This is a genomic window from Saccharopolyspora antimicrobica (assembly GCF_003635025.1).
Taxonomy (GTDB): Bacteria; Actinomycetota; Actinomycetes; order Mycobacteriales; family Pseudonocardiaceae; genus Saccharopolyspora; species Saccharopolyspora antimicrobica.
The window spans coordinates 4297567-4315753 of sequence record NZ_RBXX01000002.1 but is presented as its reverse complement, the minus strand read 5'-3'; the positions used below and the strand labels follow the sequence as shown (position 1 = coordinate 4315753).

Below are 18187 nucleotides of genomic sequence, written 5' to 3'. Positions count from 1 at the left end.
TCAGACGTTCGCGATTGCCCGAACGTCGGGTTCGGCGGGCACCGGTTGCGGACTTCCGATGCCCAGCAGCAGGTAGCTCGCGGCGGTGACCGCCGCCGCCAGCACGAAGCTCAGGTCGATACCGCCGGTCAGCGCCAGCAGCGGCCCCTTGTACAGCGCGGTGTCCACCGCCAGCAGCCCGACCAGCGAGCCGATCCCCCAGGCCGCGACGGCCCGCGGGTTCCAGCCCGCGGCGTACCAGTAGATGCCGCCTCGCGAGCGGCGGTTGTAGACCTGCAGCGCGTCCGGGTCGTACACGCCCCGGCACTGCGCGAAGCCGATCAGGGTGATCACCGCCCACGGGGTGCCCACCGCGGTGAGCAGCAGCACGAACGCGGTCACCGCGTCCTGCGCGTCCCAGGCGAAGTAGCCGAGGAACACCAGCACCGTGGAGATCGCGGAGGTCAGGACGGTGGCCTTGACCCGCGACAGCGGCGGCACGATCGCGTCCAGGTCCAGGCCCATGCTGTAGATCAGCACGCCGGCGTTGCCGATGGTGCCGAACACCCCGTTGAGCAGCAGCGGCAGCAGGAACCACAGCGGTGCGGCGGCGACCAGCGGGCCGACGTAGTCGTCGGCGGCGCGGGAGGCGAAGGCGGTGAACGTGCCGAACAGCTGCGGGATCAGCAGCCCGAGCAGCATGCCGGCGCAGGTCGCGGCGAACACCTCGCGGGAGGAGTGGCGGCGCGGCGAGACGTAGCGGCTGTAGTCGCCGAGCAGCGTGATGAACGCCATCGGCCCGCTGAGCCCGGCGGCGACCACGGACAGCGCCCAGGTGCTCCAGAAGTCGCCGAGCAGGTAGCCGGAGTCGGTGACCGGGCCGGTCTGGAACTGGTCGGCGTAGGCGAAGATCCCGACCGCCATCAGCACCAGCGTGCCCAGCGCGACCCACTTGCTCAGCCTGGTCAGCAGCTGGTAGCCGAAGATCGCGACCAGCACCGACAGCACGGCCAGCGCCGCGTAGGTGATGCTGTGGCTGACCCCGTCGTCGGGCAGCCCGAACATCCGGTGCAGCGGGCCGACGACGGCCGCCCCGCCGGTCCAGACCGTCAGCGCCGCGTAACCCAGCGACAGCAGCAGCCCGATGACCGAGCCGATCAGCCGCCCGCGCACCCCGAAGTGCCCGCCGCTGCTGGTGGACAGGTTGGTGCCGGTGCGCAGCGACACCAGCGCCAGCGGTGCGACCAGCAGGGTGCCCAGCAGCGTCCCGGCGATCATCGAGGTCGCGGCGGGCCAGAACTCCAGGCCGAACGAGGCGGGCAGCCAGCCGAAGATGACCACTCCGAGGCACAGGTTCGAGCCGAGCAGGATCCCGGCGATGTCGCGGGGCCGCCCGGTGCGGTCGGCATCGGGAATGGTGTCGACGCCGTGCGTCTCGATGGCGACAGGCGCGGCCGGTCTCGGTTCTGGGGTCATTCGCAGCGGTCCCGCCTCTCCGGGATTTTCAGTGGTGGTCGCGTTTGGCGTTGTTCTCGCGTTTCGCGGTTTCTTGTGGCTGGGCCGCATCACGGTCCCCTGAGGTCCGGTTGAGCAGGACTCCGGTTGACACAGGGCGTCATTCGTCGACCTCCTGGGGAAACGGGATCCGGTGGCCGCGCGGCACCGGAACACAGCGTGGCCCCGGTCACCGACCGGAGGTAGTCACCGATCCTCCGAAGTCCCCCTCGACCGTTGGACGATCGCACAACCCCCGAAGACGATCGTCCGACGCCGCTCGGGATCCGACGCCGCTCGGGATCCGACGCCGCTCGGGATCCGACGCGATTTCAATGGAAATCAGACGTCTGATTTCCATTGAAATTGCGGACCGCGTCGGCGAGTCGGGGCCCGACACGCCGACGCGGCGGTCAGGACCGGCGGAGGGCGCGGAGCGCGAGGAAGAGGTCCACCCGGTCCGCCGTGCTGGAGAGGCTCCGGCCGGTCAGCTCCTCGACCCGGCTCATGCGGTGGCGCAGGGTGTTGATGTGCACGTGGAGGCGCTGCGCCGCTTCCTGCCAGCGGCCGCCCGCGTCGAGGTACACCTCCAGCGACGGCACGAGGTCGCTGCCGCGCCGCTCGTCGTGGTCGAGCACCGGGCCGAGCAGCGTCCGGGAGGTCGCCGCCAGCAGCTCCGGGTCCTGCACCGAGAGCAGCAGCGCCGGGCTGCTCAGCTGCTCGTGCGTCATCCAGCCACGCCCGGTCCGCGACGACACCGCCTCGGCGGCGTGGGTCGCCTGCAGCAGGCTCACCCGCAGTTCCGAGGCACTGCCCGGCTTGCCGACACCGACGTGCACGTCGCTGCCCAGCGAGTCGTGGATCCGCCGCGCCAGGTCCGCCGCGCTGTCGGCGACCCGGGCGAACGCGACGACGTCGCTGCCGCGCTGGGCGGCCACGCCATCGGTGCCCAGCAGGTCGCCGAGGCGCAGCGCCACGGCATCCGGGCTCGCCGTGCGCACCACGACGGCAGCGATCGGCCCGTCCGGCGGCAGGCCGAGCGAGTGCAGCCGCGTGCGGACGGTCTCGATCCCCACCGCTCCGCTGTGGACCCACTCGAAGAGCTCCCACGCGTAGCGCAGCTCCGTCGCGCGGACCGCTCGCGTGCGCTCGATCTCCAGCGCGATGAACGGCATCGCCTGCACCACGGCGGCCTGCTGCTCGACGTCGAGTTCGCCCAGCGGCCTGGGCAGCAGCAGCTCCGCCTCCGCCAGGCCCTCTCCCACCAGCGGCAACGGGTGGTTGGGCGTCGGTGTCTCGCCAGCCGCCAGAGCACCTGCGACGCGTACCGCGACCGGTTCGCCGAGCTGCTTGGCCAGCGCGCCGACCACGGTGCCGACGCCGCGGTCGACCCGCAGCGCGGCCACGATCGCGTCGTGCTGAGCGAGGTGGCGGCGCAGCGGCCGCTCCCACTCGGCCCGCTTGGTGCTGACGAAGGCCTCCACGATCTGCAGGAACGCGACCTCGACGGGAACCACGAAGCAGGTCAGCCCGTGCTCGCGCGCGGCGGCCACGAACTCCTCGGGCACCTGCGTCTCCGGCGGTACCAGGCCGAACCCGACGGCTGCGACGTCGGCCGCGACGAGATCGGCCACGAAGGCCTCCGCGGTGATCCCGGCCGTGCGCCACACGCCCGCGGTGAGCACCACCTCGCCGCCGCGCAGGAAACGTCCCGGCGACTCGATCTCGATCGTGTGCACCCAGCGGATCGGCCGGTCCACCCGGCCGCGCACCCGCACCCGCAGGTCGAGTTCCGGCAGGTTCAGCAGATCGTCGACGAGCACCGCAGCACCTCCGTCACGCGCCGAGCACTTGCAGGGCCAGCCACAGCTCCGCCCGCACGCCGGGCTGGTCGAGGCTGCGTCCCAGCAGCTCCTCCACCTTGTGCACGCGGTTGCGCAAGGTGTGCCGGTGCACGCCGAGCCGGCTGGCCGCCGGATCCCACTGGCCGTGGTGCGCCAGCCAGGCCTGCAACGACCGCAGCAGCACCTCCTGATCCCGCAACGGCGCGAGCACTGCCTCGGCGAAGGCCTGCGCGTCACCTGCGGGCACCAGGTCGAGCAATCCGCGCCCGGCCAGCTCGGAGAACCGCACCGCGGCGTCACCGCGCTTGGCCACCTGCGCGGCCTGCTCGGCCTGCCGCAGTCCTTCGGCGAGCCCGGCCGCGGTGCTCGGTTCGGACACGCCGACGGCGAGTCCGGACTGGCCGGTGAGCCAGTCCAGCGCGTCGTCGGCGACCAGTCCCACCACCGCGTCACCGCGTTCGGCCAGGTAGACGGGTGCGCTCGGCTGGTCGGCCGCCAGCCTGGCCACCAGCTCGTCGCGATCGGGCGCGCCCAGCAGCACCACCACCCGGAACGGCTCCGGCGGGAGTTCGGCGTGCAGATCCCCGAGCACGTCCCGCACCGGTTCGCCGCGCAGCATCAGCTCCAGGAAACCCGACCGCAGCCGCCGACGCGCCGAACCCAGCGCCTCGACCTGCTCCAGCGCGAGCGTCAGCAGCGAAGCGGCCGAGTTGATCACGTGGTGGTCGGTGGTGGCGAAGGGCCCGTCGCGGCCCACGACCAGGAAACCGCGCGCCCGGCCGCCCAGCGCCTGCATGCTCACTTCCTGGTCACCGAGCGGGAAACCGGCCGCGGCCAGGCCCCGCTTCGCGCGCATCTTGTCCACTTCGGGCGTCAACTGCCCCAGCCGCGAACCGGCGGCGACCGGCGCGCTGTGCAGCAGCCGCCCGCTGGGGTCGAGCAGCAGCACCCAGGCGTCGAGCAGCCGCGCGAGCTTGCGCACCAGCGCGTTGATCCCGTTGGTCGTGCCCGCCGCCTGCGCGAGCTCGTGCTGCGCGCGGCTCGTGCGCCGCAGGCTCGCGTACTCGTCGGCGGCGACGGCGTGCGAAACAGCTTTGCTGATCGCGATGAACGGTGTCGGGCGGGGCACTTCCAGCAGCGGCAGTCCGGCCCGCTCGGCAGCGGCCACCAACTCGGCGGGGATCGCCCGGTGACTCAGCCCGACGCCGAAGCCCAGCCCAGCGGCACCCACCGAAGTCAGCCGCTCCACGAGCACCGCGCAGTCCTCGCCCAGCGCGAGCCCGGTGGTGAGCAGCAGCTCGCCGCCCTCCAGGAACGGTGCCGGATCGGCCAGCTCACTGGTGTGCACCCAGGCGATCGGCCGGTCCAGCGCCTGCTCCCCGGCACGCGCGGTGAGGCCCAGCGCGGTGTCCGCGACCAGGTCGCGCAACGTCAACGGCACCGGCCACCTCCTGACATTGTGTCCAATTCCCGCGCCCGAGTTAACCAGATCGTCAACTGTCCAGATCACCACCTCCCACCGAGTCTGGTCCCAGTACGACATCACCAGGAGGCTCCGTGACCACCGCCCAGGCGCGCGTCCTGCGCACCGAGATCCCCGGACCGAACTCCCGCGAACTGCAGCGGCGCCGCGCCGCGACGGTGGCCGGCGGAGTGGCCAGCGTGCTGCCCGTCTACATCACCGAGGCCGCGGGCGGGGTGCTGCACGACGTCGACGGCAACTCGCTGATCGACCTCGGCTCGGGCATCGCGGTGACCAACGTGGGCAACGCCGCGCCGGAGGTCGTCGAGCCGGTGCGCCGCCAGGTCGCCGAGTTCACCCACACCTGCTTCATGGTGACGCCCTACGAGAACTACCTGCAGGTCTGCGAGGAGCTCGCCGCGCTGACCCCCGGCGACCACGAGAAGCGCAGCGCGCTGTTCAACTCCGGCGCCGAGGCCGTGGAGAACGCGGTCAAGATCGCCCGCCGGGCCACCGGCCGCCCGGCGATCGTGGCCTTCGACCACGCCTACCACGGCCGCACCAACCTGACCATGGCGCTGACCGCGAAGTCCGTTCCCTACAAGCACGGTTTCGGCCCGTTCGCCCCGGAGGTCTACCGGGTGCCGATGTCCTACCCGGCGCGCGACGGCCGCCCCGGCGAGCAGGTCGCGCGCGAGGCGATCGAGCGGATCGACAAGCAGCTCGGCGCCGACCAGGTCGCCGCGGTGCTGATCGAGCCGATCCAGGGCGAGGGCGGGTTCATCGAGCCCGCACCGGGATTCCTGCCCGCGATCGCGAAGTGGTGCGCCGACAACGGCGTGCTGTTCATCGCCGACGAGATCCAGACCGGCTTCTGCCGCACCGGCACCTGGTTCGCCTGCGACCACGAGAACGTGGTGCCGGACCTGATCACCACTGCCAAGGGCATCGCGGGCGGCCTGCCGCTGGCGGCGGTCACGGGTCGCGCCGAGCTGATGGACGCCATGCCGCCGAGCAGCCTCGGCGGCACCTACGGCGGCAACCCGATCGCCTGCGCAGGCGCGCTCGGCGCGATCCGCGCGATGCGCGAGCGAGACCTGGCCGCCGCCGCGCGCGCCATCGGCGACCTGGTGCTACCCCGCCTGCGGGCCCTGACCACCGAAGCGATCCTCGACGTGCGCGGCCGCGGCGCGATGATCGGCATCGAGTTCGTCAAGCCGGGCACGACCGAACCGGACCCGGAGCTGACCGCCAAGATCGCCAAGACCTGCCACGCGCGAGGAGTCGTGCTCCTCACCTGCGGCACCTACGGCAACGTGATCCGCCTGCTCCCACCCCTGGTCATCGACCACGCCCTCCTGACCGAAGGCCTCGAAGTCCTGGAGGAGGCGATCCGCGAGCACACGAGCTGAACGGCGCAGCGCGTCTGTGCACGGCTGGCGACTGGTCCCAGGAGTAACTCCACAGGGGTGTGACGGAGCTTGATCCACGGTCGTGGCTGGGACCAGCATTTCGCTCGTGAGACACGCGGAGTGCACAGAGATCACCGCAGACGGGGAAATGCGCATCACCCTCCCGCGGGCGATCATGCGGGCCGCCGGGATCGAACCCGGGATGCCGCTGGTCGCCTACGAGGACGACGGGCAGATCGTGGTCGAGATGCGCCCGGCGGTCCTGCCCGGCGCACCAGTCGCCGAGGCGTTGCTGGGCAAACCCGCGGTCGTCGAGTGACGACCACGGCCGCACAACCGGCGCGCGCCGCTCGGGGGGCGGTTCGCGACGCGCACCGGCCGGGCTCGGACCTCCGTCCACTCAGGACGTAGGTCCAGGACTGGAGCGGTGCCGCGGTACCGCGCGAAGAAGTCCTCGATGACCGGGTCGCGTCCAGCAGCGCCGATCATGGAGCACCGGACGCCCAGAAGTCACCCTTTTGTTCATTGCGTTCACAACTGCCCCACCGGCCTCGCGCGACTCACTCCTCGGCTGCGAGTTGGCCGCAGGCTGCGGCGATCTCCTGGCCTCGGGTGTCGCGGACCGTGCAGGAGACTCCCGCGTCGCGGACGCGGCGGACGAACTCGCGCTCCACCGGCTTCGGGCTGGCGTCCCACTTGCTGCCCGGCGTCGGGTTCAGCGGGATCAAGTTGACGTGCGCGAACTGGCCGAGGTGCTTGTGCAGGAGCTTGCCCAGCAGGTCCGCGCGCCACGGCTGGTCGTTGATGTCGCGGATCAGCGCGTACTCGATCGACACCCGGCGGCCGGTGTGGTCGGCGTAGCCGCGCGCGGCTTCCAGGACCTCGGCGACGTTCCAGCGGTTGTTCACCGGCACCAGCGTGTCGCGCAGCTCGTCGTCCGGCGTGTGCAGCGACACCGCCAGCGTCACGTTCAGGTTCTCCGCCGTCATCTTCTTGATCGCCGGGACCAGGCCCACCGTCGAGACGGTCACCGAGCGCTGCGAGAGGCCCAGGCCTTCCGGCGACGGGTCGCAGATGCGGTGCACGGCGTTGATCACGCGGCGGTAGTTCGCCAGCGGCTCACCCATGCCCATGAACACCACGTTGGACAGCCGTCCGGGGCCGCCGGGGACCTCGCCGTCGCGCATCGCGGCGGCGGCCGCGCGCACCTGGTCGACGATCTCGGCGGTCGACAGGTTGCGCTGCAGACCGCCCTGGCCGGTGGCGCAGAACGGGCAGGCCATGCCGCAGCCCGCCTGGCTGGAGATGCAGACGGTGGCGCGGTCCGGGTAGCGCATCAGCACGCTCTCCACGAGCGTGCCGTCGTGCGCGCGCCACAGCGACTTGCGGGTCGTGCCGTCGTCGGTCATCAGGTGGCGGATCTCGGTGAGCAGCGGCGGCAGCAGGCTCTCACCGAGCTTGGCGCGGCTGCCCGCCGGGATGTCGGTCATCGACTCGACATCGGCGTTGAGCCTGCCGAAGTAGTGGTGCGCCAGCTGCTTGGCGCGGAACGGCTTCTCCCCCAGCTCGACGACGGCGGCCTTCCGTTCGTCGGCGGAGAGGTCGGCGAGGTGCCGCGGGGGCATACCGCGGCGCGGGGCGTCGAAGACGAGTGGCAGGGAGGTCGCAGACATAGCGCCGCCCATCTTCCCACGCCCGGAGACGACCTTGGTGGCGGCCACCGCCCGGGGTACAGTTTTCGGCGTGGCGAAATCCCGTTCCGCAGGCCTCCGAAATACTTCTCTCGTCGCGGCGGCATTCGTGCTGCTCAGCGCATGCGGGACCGGGTTCAGCCAGCCCGACGACGGGCGCAGGCAGGTGGTCACCACGTTCACCGTCATCGCTGACATGGCCCGCAACGTCGCCGGGGACGCGATCGCGGTGGAGTCGATCACCAAGCCGGGCACCGAGATCCACGAGTACGAGCCCACCCCCAGCGACATGCTCCGGGCCGCCAAGGCCGATCTCGTCCTGGACAACGGGCTCGGCCTGGAGCGCTGGTTCGACAAGTTCGTGCAGCGCAGCGAGGCCGAGCACGTGACGCTGACCAGCGGAATCGAGGCGATCCCGATCCAGGGCGGCGAGTACCGGGGCAAGGCCAACCCGCACGCCTGGATGTCGCCGCGCACCGCGGCGGTCTACGTCACCAACATCCGCGACGCGTTCATCCGCCTCGACCCGGCGCACGCCGAGACCTTCCGCGCCAACGCCGATGCCTACCTGGGCCGGCTGGACGAGATCGACCGGTACCTGCGCGAGGAGCTGGCGGCCCTGCCCGACGAGCACCGCGCGCTGGTGACCTGCGAGGGCGCGTTCTCCTACCTGGCGCGCGACGCCGGCCTGCGCGAGGCCTACCTGTGGCCGGTCAACAGCGATTCCGAGGGCACGCCGCAGCAGATCAAGGCGACCACCGAATTCGTCCGGGAGAACGGAGTGCCCACCGTGTTCTGCGAGTCCACCGTCAACGACAAGGCCCAGCAGCAGGTCGCGCGGGAGACCGGCGCACGGCTGGGCGACGTGCTCTACGTCGACTCGCTGTCCGGCCCGGACGGCCCGGTGCCGACGTACCTGGACCTGCTGCGCCACGACGCCGAGACGATCGTCGCGGGTCTGCGGGGTGCCCGGTGAACCTCGCCATCAGCGCGCACGGCGTGACGGTCCACTACGGCGAGACGCTGGCGCTCGACGACGTGTCGGTGGACATCGCCCCGGGGCGGATCTGCGGTCTGCTGGGTATGAACGGTTCCGGGAAGTCGACGCTGTTCAAGGCGCTGATGGGGCTGGTCCGCCCGGATACCGGGGACATCCGGCTGCTCGACCGCGACCAGCGGCAGGCCCGGCGCGACGGGCTGATCGCCTACGTGCCGCAGTCCGAGGCCGTCGACTGGACCTTCCCGGTGACCGTGGCGGACGTGGTCATGATGGGCCGCTACGGGCACCTGGGCCTCACCCGCCGGCCCAAGCAGCGGGACAAGGCGGCGGTTCGCGCCGCGCTGGAGCGGGTCGGGCTCACCGAGCTGGCGGGCAACCCGATCGGCGCGCTCTCCGGCGGCCAGCGCAAACGCGCGTTCGTCGCGCGCGGCATCGCGCAGGAGGCGCAGCTGCTGTTCCTCGACGAGCCGTTCGCCGGCGTGGACAAGAAGTCCGAGGCGATGATCAGCGACCTGCTGCGCGCTCTGCGCGCCGAGGGCCGCACGGTGGTGATCTCCACCCACGACCTGGCCAGCGTCCCGGCGCTGTGCGACGAAGCGGTGCTGCTCCAGCAGCGGGTGATCGCGCACGGGCCGCTCGACGAAGTCCTGTCGCCGGACACCCTCGCCCGCACCTTCGGCGTCGACACCGCCGTCGCCCAGAGCAGCACCCAGGAGACCAGGTGAACGAGATCGTCCAGTGGCTCGCCGAGCCGCTGCAGTTCGGCTTCATGCAGCGGGCGCTGCTGGTCAGCCTGGCCGCCGGGCTGGTGTGCGCCGTGCTGTCCTGCTGGATCACGCTGATCGGCTGGTCGCTGCTCGGCGACGCGGTCTCGCACGCCGTGCTGCCCGGCGTGGTCCTCGCCTACGTGCTGGCGCTGCCCTTCTCGCTCGGCGCGTTCCTGTTCGGCAGTCTCGCCGTCGGGTTGATCGCCGGCGTCCGCAGCACCACCAAGCTGAAGGGGGACGCCGCGATCGGCGTGGTGTTCACCGGTCTGTTCGCGCTGGGACTGGTGCTGGTCTCGCGCATCCCGAGCCAGGTGGACCTCAACCACATCCTGTTCGGCAACGTCCTGGGCGTCACCGATTCCGACATCCTGCAGGTGCTGGTGATCGCGGCGATCGTGCTCGCGGTGGCGCTGGCCAAGCGCCGCGACCTCACGCTCTACGCCTTCGACCCCACCCACGCGCACGCGATCGGGCTGAACCCGCGGCGGATCGGCGCGCTGCTGCTGACGATGCTGGCGCTGACCGTCGTCGTGGCGCTGCAGGCCGTCGGCGTCATCCTGGTCACCGCGATGCTCATCACGCCGGGTGCCACGGCTTTCCTGCTGACCAAGCGGTTTCCGCGGATGCTGGCGGTGGCCGCCGCGCTGTCGGTGTTCAGCAGCGTCCTGGGCACCTACCTGAGCTTCCACCTGGACACCTCGACCGGCGGCATGATCGTGGTGTGCCAGACGGCGGTCTTCGCGCTGGTCTACCTCGGCGCGCCGGAGCAGGGCCTGATCGCCCGGACGGTGCGCCGACGCGGGAGGACCGGTTCCCCGGTGCGAGCCTGAACTGCCCGCGAGGCCGAAACACCACTTTCACGAGGGCTTCCCCGACGCCCGTATCGTGAAAGTATGACGAGTATGGCCGAGCGTCCGTCGCCGTCCGTCGAGGACTACCTCCGGGCGATCTACGGGCTCAGCGAACGAGGCGTGCCCGTCACGAACGCGACACTGACGCAGCGCCTCGGGCTGAGTCCCTCATCGGTGTCCGGCATGATCAACAAGCTCGCGCAGCTCGGCCTCGTCACCCACGTCCGGTACCGCAGCGTCGAGCTGACCCCGGAAGGCAGGCGCCTGGCCCACGACGTGCTCCGCCGCCACCGGCTGATCGAGCTGTTCCTGGTCGAGGAGCTGGACTACAGCTGGGACGCGGTGCACCGGGAGGCCGACGCCCTGGAGCACGCGGTGTCCGACGAGCTCGTCGCGCACATCGCGGCCAAGCTCGGCAACCCCACCCACGACCCGCACGGCGATCCGATCCCGACCGCCGACGGCCGGATGGAGAAGCCCGCGACGAAGCTGCTGGACCAGGTCGACCCGGGCACCGTCGGCACCATCGCGCGCGTCTGGGACACCGATTCGGACCTGCTGCGCTACCTCACCGAGCACGGCATGACGCTGGGATCGCGCATCGAGCTCGTGGAGCGCAAGCCGTTCGGCGGGCCGCTGGTGGTGCGCGTCGGCGAACCCCCGGACGACGAAACGCACTTCGTGGGCAGCGAGATCGCCGCGGCGCTATCGATCAGCGTGCACCGGTGAACCGTCGGTGAGCCGCGGCCCCACCGAGCGGGCGGTCACCACCCGGGTTCGCTCCGGCTGCTCGGCGCACTCCTCGCCGTAGACCTGCTCGGTCACCAGCCGGCCGTGCAACTCGTCGGTCCGGTGCGCGCCCAGCACGGCCAGCAGCAGGTCGAACCGGCTGTCGGTCAGCGCCACCGCCACGTAGCAGAACCCGGCCAGCCCGATGAACACCAGGCCGGAAACCCACAGCACCGGTGCGTTCTGCACCAGGAACATCACCGCGACGGCCAGCACCAGCCCGGACCCGAAGGCCACGCCGCGGGCGATCGACACCTGCTTCAGCAGCGAGCGGAAGGCCGGGTGCTGCTCGCACAGCTGCTGGATGATCCGGTTGCGCTCCCGGCGGTCCATCTCGGCGAGCCGGCTCAAGCCCGCGGTGACCGGCTTCGCCGCGCGGTTGGCCATGGCTGCTCCTGTAACCCGGGTGCTTGCACGATCGAGCCCTCCACGTGCGTATACGCACGCTGGGTGACCACACCTAGTCGATCACGTGGGCGGTCCAGGATCAAGGCGTCATTCGGGGGCGTTCGATTGCGGTAAAGGCACTGAGACGTAGCGCCACCGGGTGACGTCCGCGATCTTGATCGGCCGCAGGGGTTTTCCCCGCCCCAGCGCCGGTCACCCTCTGGGGGAGCCGCGGAGAAGAAGCCATGACACCCCTTGTGCCAACTGGAGTCCTGCTCACCCGCACCTCAGGGGAGCGTGATGCAACCCAGCCACAAGAAACCGTCAAACGCGAGATCAACCCCGGACGCAACCACCACTGAAAATCGCGGAGAGGCGGACTGCCGATGACCATCGCAGTGGGCGCGCCTGCCTGGGTGGACCTGGCCACCAACGAGGTGTCCGGCACCCGGGACTTCTACACCGGTCTGTTCGGCTGGCACTGGATCCAGCGGCCGGACTACAACATCGCGATGAAGGAGCACAAGCCGGTCGCCGGAGTGCTGCCGCCCCAGACGGGCGTGCCGACGGCGTGGACGCTGTACCTGGAGTGCGGTTCGGTCCGCCACGCGGTGGAGCGCATCCGGGCCCTGGGCGGGAAGGTGCTGGTACCACCCACCGAAACGCCCGCGGACGAGATGTTCCTGGTCGCCGAGGATCCCACCGGGGCGCCGGTCGGCCTGTGGCAGGCACCGCCCAACGGCACCTTCGGCCGCGACCACGCGGGCATGCTCTGCTGGGCCGAGCTGCACACCCGCGACGGCTCCGCGGCGGACCCCTTCTACGCGGACCTGCTGGGCTACCGGCAGGAGCAGATCGGCGAACCGGGCGACAGTTTCGACTACACGGTCTGGTACGTCGACGACCAGCCGACGGCGGGCCGCTTCGAGACCAGCCTCTCGCTGCCCGAGGACGTGCCCGCGCACTGGCAGCTGTACTTCCAGGTCAACCCCGACCAAGACACCGACGCGGCGACCGCGAAGGCGGTGCAGCTCGGCGGCGAGGTCCTGCGCGAACCCACGGACTCCCCGCACGGCCGCGTGGCCCTGCTCCGGGACGTCGTCGGCGCGTCCTTCTTCATCATCGACACCGCTCAGCGCACCGGCGAGTGACCAGCTCCGTCACCCGAGGCCTGGTCGATTTCGCACCAAATCGACGCCTGCTCGGGTGACGGAGCACGGTTCAGGGAGTCAGGAGGGTGGTCGGTTTGCGACGGGTCCGGAGGCGGTAGCCGACCGGGATCGTGCAGCCGGGGAATTCGTGGGCCGCGCGGGCGGCGACCTTCGCGGAGAACTCGATGCCCAGGACGGCTTCGAGGGATTCCCGGTCGTCGAAGCGCCACTCGGTGGCCACCGAGGTGCTGTCGAAGTCGTGGCGCTGGAAGAACGACTCGATCGCGGCCGGATCGATCTGCGGCGCATCGGCCCGCATCCAGTCGCCGTACGGCGAGCAACCCGCGTCCAGGTCGACGATCGCGATCATGCCGCCCGGACGCAGCACCCGCTCCGCCTCGGCGAGGCCCGGTTCGCAGCCGGGGCCGAAGAAGTACGCGGTGCGGGCGTGCACCAGGTCCGCGCTGGCATCGGCCAGCGGCAACTGCTGGGCGGGCGCCTGCCGCACGTCCACGCCGGGCGTGCCCGCCATCCGGTGGCGGGCCCGCTCCACCAGCGGCTGGTGCGGCTCGATGCCGATCACGGTGCGCGCCTCGGCCGCGAACAGCGGCAGGTGGAAGCCGTCGCCGCAGCCGATGTCGACCACGTCCCGGTCAGCCCAGTCGCAGCGCTCGCGCAGCGCGTCCCACAGCGCACCGGTCGCGTCCTGGGCCCGGTTCTCGGTCTCGAACAGCTCCGGCCAGTGCCAGATGTTCGGACTCGGCGTGACCTGCGGCCGAGCCGCCTTCCGCCAGGCACGCATCAACGCCCGTCCTCGTCTTCGAAGCGACCAAGCCGCTCAGCCCACCTGCGGCGCGGGTTCGCAGCGTGCGCCTGGCGAGAACGGCCCGTTCGACGTGCATCGGACGGGATCCCGCAGCCAGGCGGGCCCTGAGGTTCGGCTGCTCGCAACGCCACGCGAAAGAAGTTCGTCAGGCCGTCGTTCACGACGGGACGAGCCAGAAGAGCATCATCCAGGCCGCGGCCGCCGACGGGAGGAGCGAATCCATCCGGTCCATCAGGCCGCCGTGGCCGGGCAGCAGGTTGCCCATGTCCTTGATGCCCAGGTCCCGCTTGATCAGCGATTCCATCAGGTCGCCCAGCGTCGCGGTGCACACCAGGGCGGCACCGAAGAGCATGCCCTCCCACCACTCGCCGCCGAGCATCAGGGTCACCGACAGCGCACCCGCGCCCACGCCGACCAGCATCGACCCGGCGAAGCCCTCCCAGGACTTCTTCGGGCTGATCTTCGGGGCCATCGGGTGCTTGCCGAACAGGACGCCGAAGGCGTAACCACCGGTATCGGAGGCGACGACGCCGATCATGAAGCACAGCGCGCGGAACGCACCGTCCTCCGGCCGCACCAGCATCGCGGCGAACGCGGCGAACAGCGGCACGTAGGCCGCGGTGAACACCGACGCGGTCACATCCCGCACGTAGCCGTCGACACCGTGCCGGAACCGCCACGCCAGGCAGGCCAGCACGGTGATCGCGAACGCCACCAGCGCACCGCGCAGCCCGAACGGCCAGGACAACCACACCATGGCCTGCCCGCCCACCAGCACCGGGACGAGCGACACCCGGGTGCCGGAGCCGCGCTTGAGCGCGTTGGCCAGCTCGACGCTGGAGACCGCCACCGCGGCGGCGACGATGCCGATGAAGACGAAGCGCACCATCAGCAACGAGAGGATGATCGCGGCACCGAGCACTACCCCGACGCCGATGGCGGCCCGGAGATCGCGTCCGGCCCGGGAAGGACGCGAAGGCGGGTCCGGGGCGCCAGCGGGCATTCCGGACTCACCTTCGCATTGGCCGGCCGTCACCACTCAGACCTCGAGCAGTTCCGATTCCTTGTGCTTGACAAGGTCGTCGATCTTGGCGGTGTACTGGTGGGTGAGGTTGTCGAGCTCCTTCTCGGCCCGGGTGCCCTCGTCCTCACCGGCCTCACCGTCCTTGACGATGCGGTCGATCTCTTCCTTCACCTTGCGGCGGATGCCGCGCACGCTGACCTTGCCGTCCTCGCCCTTCTGCTTGGCGAGCTTGACCATCTCCTTGCGGCGCTCCTCGGTCATCTGCGGGATCGCGATCCGGATGAGCTGACCGTCGTTGGACGGGTTCACACCCAGGTCGGAGTCGCGGATGGCCTTCTCCATCGCCGCCAGCTGGCTGGCGTCGTAGGGCTTGACGACCACCAGCCGCGCCTCCGGCACGGAAACACTGGCCAGCTGGTTCAACGGCGTCGGCGAACCGTAGTAGTCGACGACGATGCCGGAGAACATCGCGGGGTTAGCGCGGCCGGTGCGAACGGTGGCCAGCTCGTCCTTGGCCCGCTCCACCGCCTTTTGCATCTTCTCCTCGCCTTCGAGAAGAGCTTCGTCGATCACGGCTGCTCCTTAAGTCTGCCGACCGGTGGACATTGCAAGTGTCGCCCGCGGTGCGCCGCCGCCCCACGGCGGGCCCGCGACCAGATCAGGATCCAGCACCATCAGGCCGACGCTGCGGCGGGGGTGCTGACCAGCGTGCCGATCTTCTCCCCGCCGACCGCGCGGGCGATGTTGCCCTCCTGCAGCAGGTTGAACACCAGGATCGGCATGTGGTTGTCCATGCACAGGCTGAACGCGGTCGCGTCGGCGACCTTCAAGCCGCGCTCCAGGACCTCGCGGTGCGTGATGCTGTCGAACAGCTGCGCGTCCGGGGTGGTCTTCGGGTCCGCGGTGTAGACGCCGTCGACGGCCTTGGCCATCAGCACCACCTCGCAGCCGATCTCCAGCGCCCGCTGCGCCGCGGTGGTGTCGGTGGAGAAGTAGGGCATCCCGGTGCCCGCGCCGAAGATCACCACGCGGCCCTTCTCCATGTGCCGCATGGCGCGACGCGGGATGTAGGGCTCGGCCACCTGGCCCATGGTGATCGCGGTCATCACGCGGGTGTCGATGCCGTGCTCGCGCTCCAGGAAGTCCTGCAGCGCCAGGCAGTTCATCACGGTGCCCAGCATCGCCATGTAGTCGCCGCGAGCGCGCTCCATCCCGCGCTGCTGCAGCTCGGCGCCGCGGAAGAAGTTGCCGCCGCCGATCACGATGGCCACCTCGACCCCGTCGGCGACGATCTCGGCGATCTGCCGGGCGACCGTGCCGACCACGTCCGGGTCGATCCCGACGCCGCCCCCGCCGAACATCTCACCGCCCAGTTTGAGCAGCACTCGGCCGTAACCGCGCTGCGTTGGGCCCTCGTCGGTCACTGATTCCTCCTGCGAGGTTTTCCGTTTGTGGTCAATTCGCGCTGGTGGGCACCTGGCGGAACCTCATGCGCCTTCTCGGCCGGACGCGCCGCCGGGAAGACGCATGAGAACCCGCAGGTGCTCGCTCCTCTTGCGAAAGCGCCCCGCCTTTCCAACGAAGGCGGGGCGCCGAAACCGCGTCTGGCGGCTGCCGAGCCGGCCTGCTCAGCGGGTGAGCGGCCGGGACACTACTGGGTGCGGTCCCGGCAGGCCGCCCTCAGCAGCAGGTCAGGCCTGGCCGACCTCGAACCGGACGAAGCCGGTGACCGTCACGCCGGCCTCGTCCAGCAGCGCCTTGACGGTCTTCTTGTTGTCCTGCACGGACGGCTGGTCCAGCAGGGTGTTCTCCTTGAAGAACCCGTTCAGGCGACCCTCGACGATCATCGGCAGGGCCTTCTCCGGCTTGCCCTCCGCCTTCGCGGTCTCCTCGGCGATGCGCCGCTCGTTGGCGACGATCTCCTCCGGGACCTCGTCGCGGTGGAGGTACTTCGGCTTGAGCGCGGCGACCTGCATGGCGGCGGCGCGAGCGGCCTCCGCGTTGTCACCGGTGTACTCGACCAGCACGCCGACCGCCGGGGGCAGGTCGGTGGAGCGGCGGTGCAGGTAGGTGGCCACGGCGCCGTCGAACTTGGCGACCCGGCGCAGCTCCAGCTTCTCGCCGATCTTGGCGGACAGCTCCTGGATCACCTCGGAGACGGTCTTGCCGTCGAGCGGCGCGGCCAGCGCGCTCTCCAGGTCACCGGCACCGGCTTCCTTGACCGCACCGGCGACCTTCGTGGCCAGGCCGATGAACTCGTCGTTCTTGGCGACGAAGTCGGTCTCGCTGTTCAGCTCGATCAGCACCCCGCCGTCCGCGGCGACCAGGCCCTCGGCGGTCGCGCGCTCGGCGCGCTTGCCGACGTCCTTGGCACCCTTGATGCGGAGGCTCTCGACGGCCTTGTCGAAGTCGCCGTCGTTCTGGTCGAGCGCCTTCTTGCAGTCCATCATGCCGGCGCCGGTCAGCTCGCGAAGACGCTTGACGTCGGCCGCACTGAAGTTCGCCATCGTGCGTTATCCGTCCCTCTTGTTACGCAGCTTCGAAGGTGTTGCGGGCGGGCAGCGACCCCGCGGCGTCCGATCCGCTCGGCGGGGCGGCGTGCCCAGCTCGGGCAGTCACACCCGCAAGTGTGACTGGAAGTCAGCCTGATCGCGCCCCGCGCCCGACCAGCGGACGCGGGGCGCGGTGCATCAGGACTGCGCGGGCTGCTCGCCGCCTTCGGCGGCCTGGCCGGAACCGGCCAGCAGCTCCTTCTCCCACTCGGCCAGCGGCTCGCCGCCGGCCGGCTTCTCCTCGCCCTCCGGGGCACCGTTGGTGCGGCCGCTGCGGGCCATCAGGCCATCGGCGACACCGTCGGCGACCACGCGGGTCAGCAGGGCGGCGGAGCGGATCGCGTCGTCGTTGCCCGGGATCGGGTAGTCGACCTCGTCCGGGTCGCAGTTGGTGTCGAGGATCGCGACGACCGGGATGCCCAGCTTGCGGGCCTCGCCGACGGCGATGTGCTCCTTCTTGGTGTCCACGATCCACACGGCGCTGGGCACCTTGCTCATGTCGCGGATACCGCCGAGGGTCTTCTCGAGCTTGTCCTTCTCGCGGGTCAGCATCAAGATCTCCTTCTTGGTGCGACCCTCGAAGCCCCCGGTCTGCTCCATGGTCTCAAGCTCCTTGAGACGCTGCAGACGCTTGTGGACGGTCTGGAAGTTGGTGAGCATGCCACCCAGCCAGCGCTGGTTGACGAACGGCATGCCGACCCGCAGGGCCTGCTCGGCGATCGCTTCCTGCGCCTGCTTCTTGGTGCCGACGAACATGATCGTTCCGCCGTGCGCGACCGTCTGCTTGACGAAGTCGTACGCCGCATCGATGTACGACAGCGTCTGCTGCAGGTCGATGATGTAGATGCCGTTGCGCTCGGTGAAGATGTAGCGCTTCATCTTCGGGTTCCAGCGACGGGTCTGGTGCCCGAAGTGCACGCCGCTGTCGAGCAGCTGCTTCATGGTGACGACGGCCATG

General features: G+C 70.6%; 18 protein-coding genes. 7 read left to right on the top strand and 11 right to left on the bottom strand.

Annotated features, from left to right (window positions below):
- The 3 genes from ATL45_RS21040 to ATL45_RS21030 form a co-directional block, all read right to left on the bottom strand.
- Positions 1-1455, bottom strand: coding sequence for a purine-cytosine permease family protein (locus tag ATL45_RS21040; protein WP_093146612.1), 1455 nt, complete (start codon positions 1453-1455; stop codon positions 1-3).
- A gap of 431 nt (positions 1456-1886) precedes the next feature.
- On the bottom strand, positions 1887-3296 hold the full coding sequence (locus tag ATL45_RS21035) for a helix-turn-helix domain-containing protein (protein ID WP_093146613.1): 1410 nt from the start codon (positions 3294-3296) through the stop codon (positions 1887-1889).
- 13 nt (positions 3297-3309) lie between these two features.
- Positions 3310-4758 (bottom strand): PucR family transcriptional regulator, encoded by a 1449-nt coding sequence (locus ATL45_RS21030; RefSeq protein WP_093146614.1) that lies wholly within the window; start codon positions 4756-4758, stop codon positions 3310-3312.
- Between the two features lie 116 nt (positions 4759-4874).
- Here ATL45_RS21030 and gabT point away from each other — a divergent pair, with 116 nt between their 5' ends.
- Positions 4875-6191, top strand: a complete 1317-nt coding sequence (gene gabT / locus ATL45_RS21025; RefSeq protein WP_093146615.1) for a 4-aminobutyrate--2-oxoglutarate transaminase — start codon at positions 4875-4877, stop codon at positions 6189-6191.
- 148 nt (positions 6192-6339) lie between these two features.
- Positions 6340-6510 (top strand): AbrB/MazE/SpoVT family DNA-binding domain-containing protein, encoded by a 171-nt coding sequence (locus ATL45_RS21020; RefSeq protein ID WP_121505375.1) that lies wholly within the window; start codon positions 6340-6342, stop codon positions 6508-6510.
- 241 nt (positions 6511-6751) lie between these two features.
- Here ATL45_RS21020 and rlmN read toward each other — a convergent pair whose 3' ends face one another.
- Complete coding sequence (gene rlmN / locus ATL45_RS21015; RefSeq protein WP_093146616.1) at positions 6752-7864, bottom strand: dual-specificity RNA methyltransferase RlmN; 1113 nt, start codon at positions 7862-7864, stop codon at positions 6752-6754.
- A gap of 127 nt (positions 7865-7991) precedes the next feature.
- Between rlmN and ATL45_RS21010 the strand changes: the two genes are divergently transcribed.
- From ATL45_RS21010 to ATL45_RS20995, 4 genes are all read left to right on the top strand, one after another.
- Entirely contained in the window at positions 7992-8858 is an 867-nt protein-coding gene (locus tag ATL45_RS21010; protein ID WP_246025464.1) for a metal ABC transporter substrate-binding protein, read from the top strand.
- A complete protein-coding gene (locus ATL45_RS21005) occupies positions 8855-9607 on the top strand; it encodes a metal ABC transporter ATP-binding protein (protein WP_093146618.1) in 753 nt (250 codons plus the stop codon). The genes ATL45_RS21010 and ATL45_RS21005 overlap by 4 nt, the downstream gene beginning before the upstream one ends.
- Complete coding sequence (locus ATL45_RS21000; protein ID WP_093146619.1) at positions 9604-10479, top strand: metal ABC transporter permease; 876 nt, start codon at positions 9604-9606, stop codon at positions 10477-10479. The genes ATL45_RS21005 and ATL45_RS21000 overlap by 4 nt, the downstream gene beginning before the upstream one ends.
- A 72-nt stretch (positions 10480-10551) precedes the next feature.
- The gene (locus ATL45_RS20995; protein ID WP_439332498.1) at positions 10552-11229 is read left to right on the top strand and encodes a metal-dependent transcriptional regulator; all 678 of its coding nucleotides are present in this window, start codon (positions 10552-10554) and stop codon (positions 11227-11229) included.
- On the opposite strand, the gene ATL45_RS20990 is transcribed toward ATL45_RS20995, so the two are convergent.
- Positions 11206-11676, bottom strand: coding sequence for a hypothetical protein (locus ATL45_RS20990; RefSeq protein ID WP_093146621.1), 471 nt, complete (start codon positions 11674-11676; stop codon positions 11206-11208). The genes ATL45_RS20995 and ATL45_RS20990 overlap by 24 nt on opposite strands.
- 386 nt (positions 11677-12062) lie before the next feature.
- On the opposite strand from ATL45_RS20990, the gene ATL45_RS20985 reads away from it, so the two are divergent.
- Complete coding sequence (locus ATL45_RS20985; protein WP_093146622.1) at positions 12063-12827, top strand: VOC family protein; 765 nt, start codon at positions 12063-12065, stop codon at positions 12825-12827.
- 70 nt (positions 12828-12897) lie between these two features.
- Here ATL45_RS20985 and ATL45_RS20980 read toward each other — a convergent pair whose 3' ends face one another.
- The 6 genes from ATL45_RS20980 to rpsB all read right to left on the bottom strand — a co-directional run bounded on the left by ATL45_RS20980 (position 12898) and on the right by rpsB (position 18186).
- Complete coding sequence (locus tag ATL45_RS20980; RefSeq protein WP_093146623.1) at positions 12898-13629, bottom strand: class I SAM-dependent methyltransferase; 732 nt, start codon at positions 13627-13629, stop codon at positions 12898-12900.
- Between the two features lie 181 nt (positions 13630-13810).
- Positions 13811-14656 carry a phosphatidate cytidylyltransferase gene (locus ATL45_RS20975; protein ID WP_093146624.1) on the bottom strand — a complete coding sequence of 282 codons (846 nt, stop codon included), beginning with the start codon at positions 14654-14656 and terminating at the stop codon, positions 13811-13813.
- Positions 14657-14692: 36 nt separating this feature from the next.
- Entirely contained in the window at positions 14693-15250 is a 558-nt protein-coding gene (gene frr / locus ATL45_RS20970) for a ribosome recycling factor (RefSeq protein ID WP_093146625.1), read from the bottom strand.
- 101 nt (positions 15251-15351) lie between these two features.
- On the bottom strand, positions 15352-16101 hold the full coding sequence (gene pyrH, locus ATL45_RS20965) for a UMP kinase (RefSeq protein ID WP_093146626.1): 750 nt from the start codon (positions 16099-16101) through the stop codon (positions 15352-15354).
- A gap of 267 nt (positions 16102-16368) precedes the next feature.
- Complete coding sequence (tsf, locus tag ATL45_RS20960) at positions 16369-17184, bottom strand: translation elongation factor Ts (RefSeq protein WP_093146627.1); 816 nt, start codon at positions 17182-17184, stop codon at positions 16369-16371.
- 183 nt (positions 17185-17367) lie between these two features.
- On the bottom strand, positions 17368-18186 hold the full coding sequence (rpsB, locus tag ATL45_RS20955) for a 30S ribosomal protein S2 (RefSeq protein ID WP_093146628.1): 819 nt from the start codon (positions 18184-18186) through the stop codon (positions 17368-17370).
- Between the last annotated feature and the right edge of the window lies 1 nt (position 18187).

Coding starts and splice junctions, on each gene's coding strand:
- ATL45_RS21040 (WP_093146612.1), bottom strand. CDS start 1,455: ATGACCCCAGAACCGAGACCGGCCGCGCCTGTCGCCATCGAGACGCAC.
- ATL45_RS21020 (WP_121505375.1), top strand. CDS start 6,340: ATGCGCATCACCCTCCCGCGGGCGATCATGCGGGCCGCCGGGATCGAA.
- rlmN (WP_093146616.1), bottom strand. CDS start 7,864: ATGTCTGCGACCTCCCTGCCACTCGTCTTCGACGCCCCGCGCCGCGGT.
- ATL45_RS20995 (WP_439332498.1), top strand. CDS start 10,552: ATGGCCGAGCGTCCGTCGCCGTCCGTCGAGGACTACCTCCGGGCGATC.
- ATL45_RS20990 (WP_093146621.1), bottom strand. CDS start 11,676: ATGGCCAACCGCGCGGCGAAGCCGGTCACCGCGGGCTTGAGCCGGCTC.
- ATL45_RS20985 (WP_093146622.1), top strand. CDS start 12,063: ATGACCATCGCAGTGGGCGCGCCTGCCTGGGTGGACCTGGCCACCAAC.
- ATL45_RS20980 (WP_093146623.1), bottom strand. CDS start 13,629: ATGCGTGCCTGGCGGAAGGCGGCTCGGCCGCAGGTCACGCCGAGTCCG.
- ATL45_RS20975 (WP_093146624.1), bottom strand. CDS start 14,656: ATGCCCGCTGGCGCCCCGGACCCGCCTTCGCGTCCTTCCCGGGCCGGA.
- tsf (WP_093146627.1), bottom strand. CDS start 17,184: ATGGCGAACTTCAGTGCGGCCGACGTCAAGCGTCTTCGCGAGCTGACC.
- rpsB (WP_093146628.1), bottom strand. CDS start 18,186: ATGGCCGTCGTCACCATGAAGCAGCTGCTCGACAGCGGCGTGCACTTC.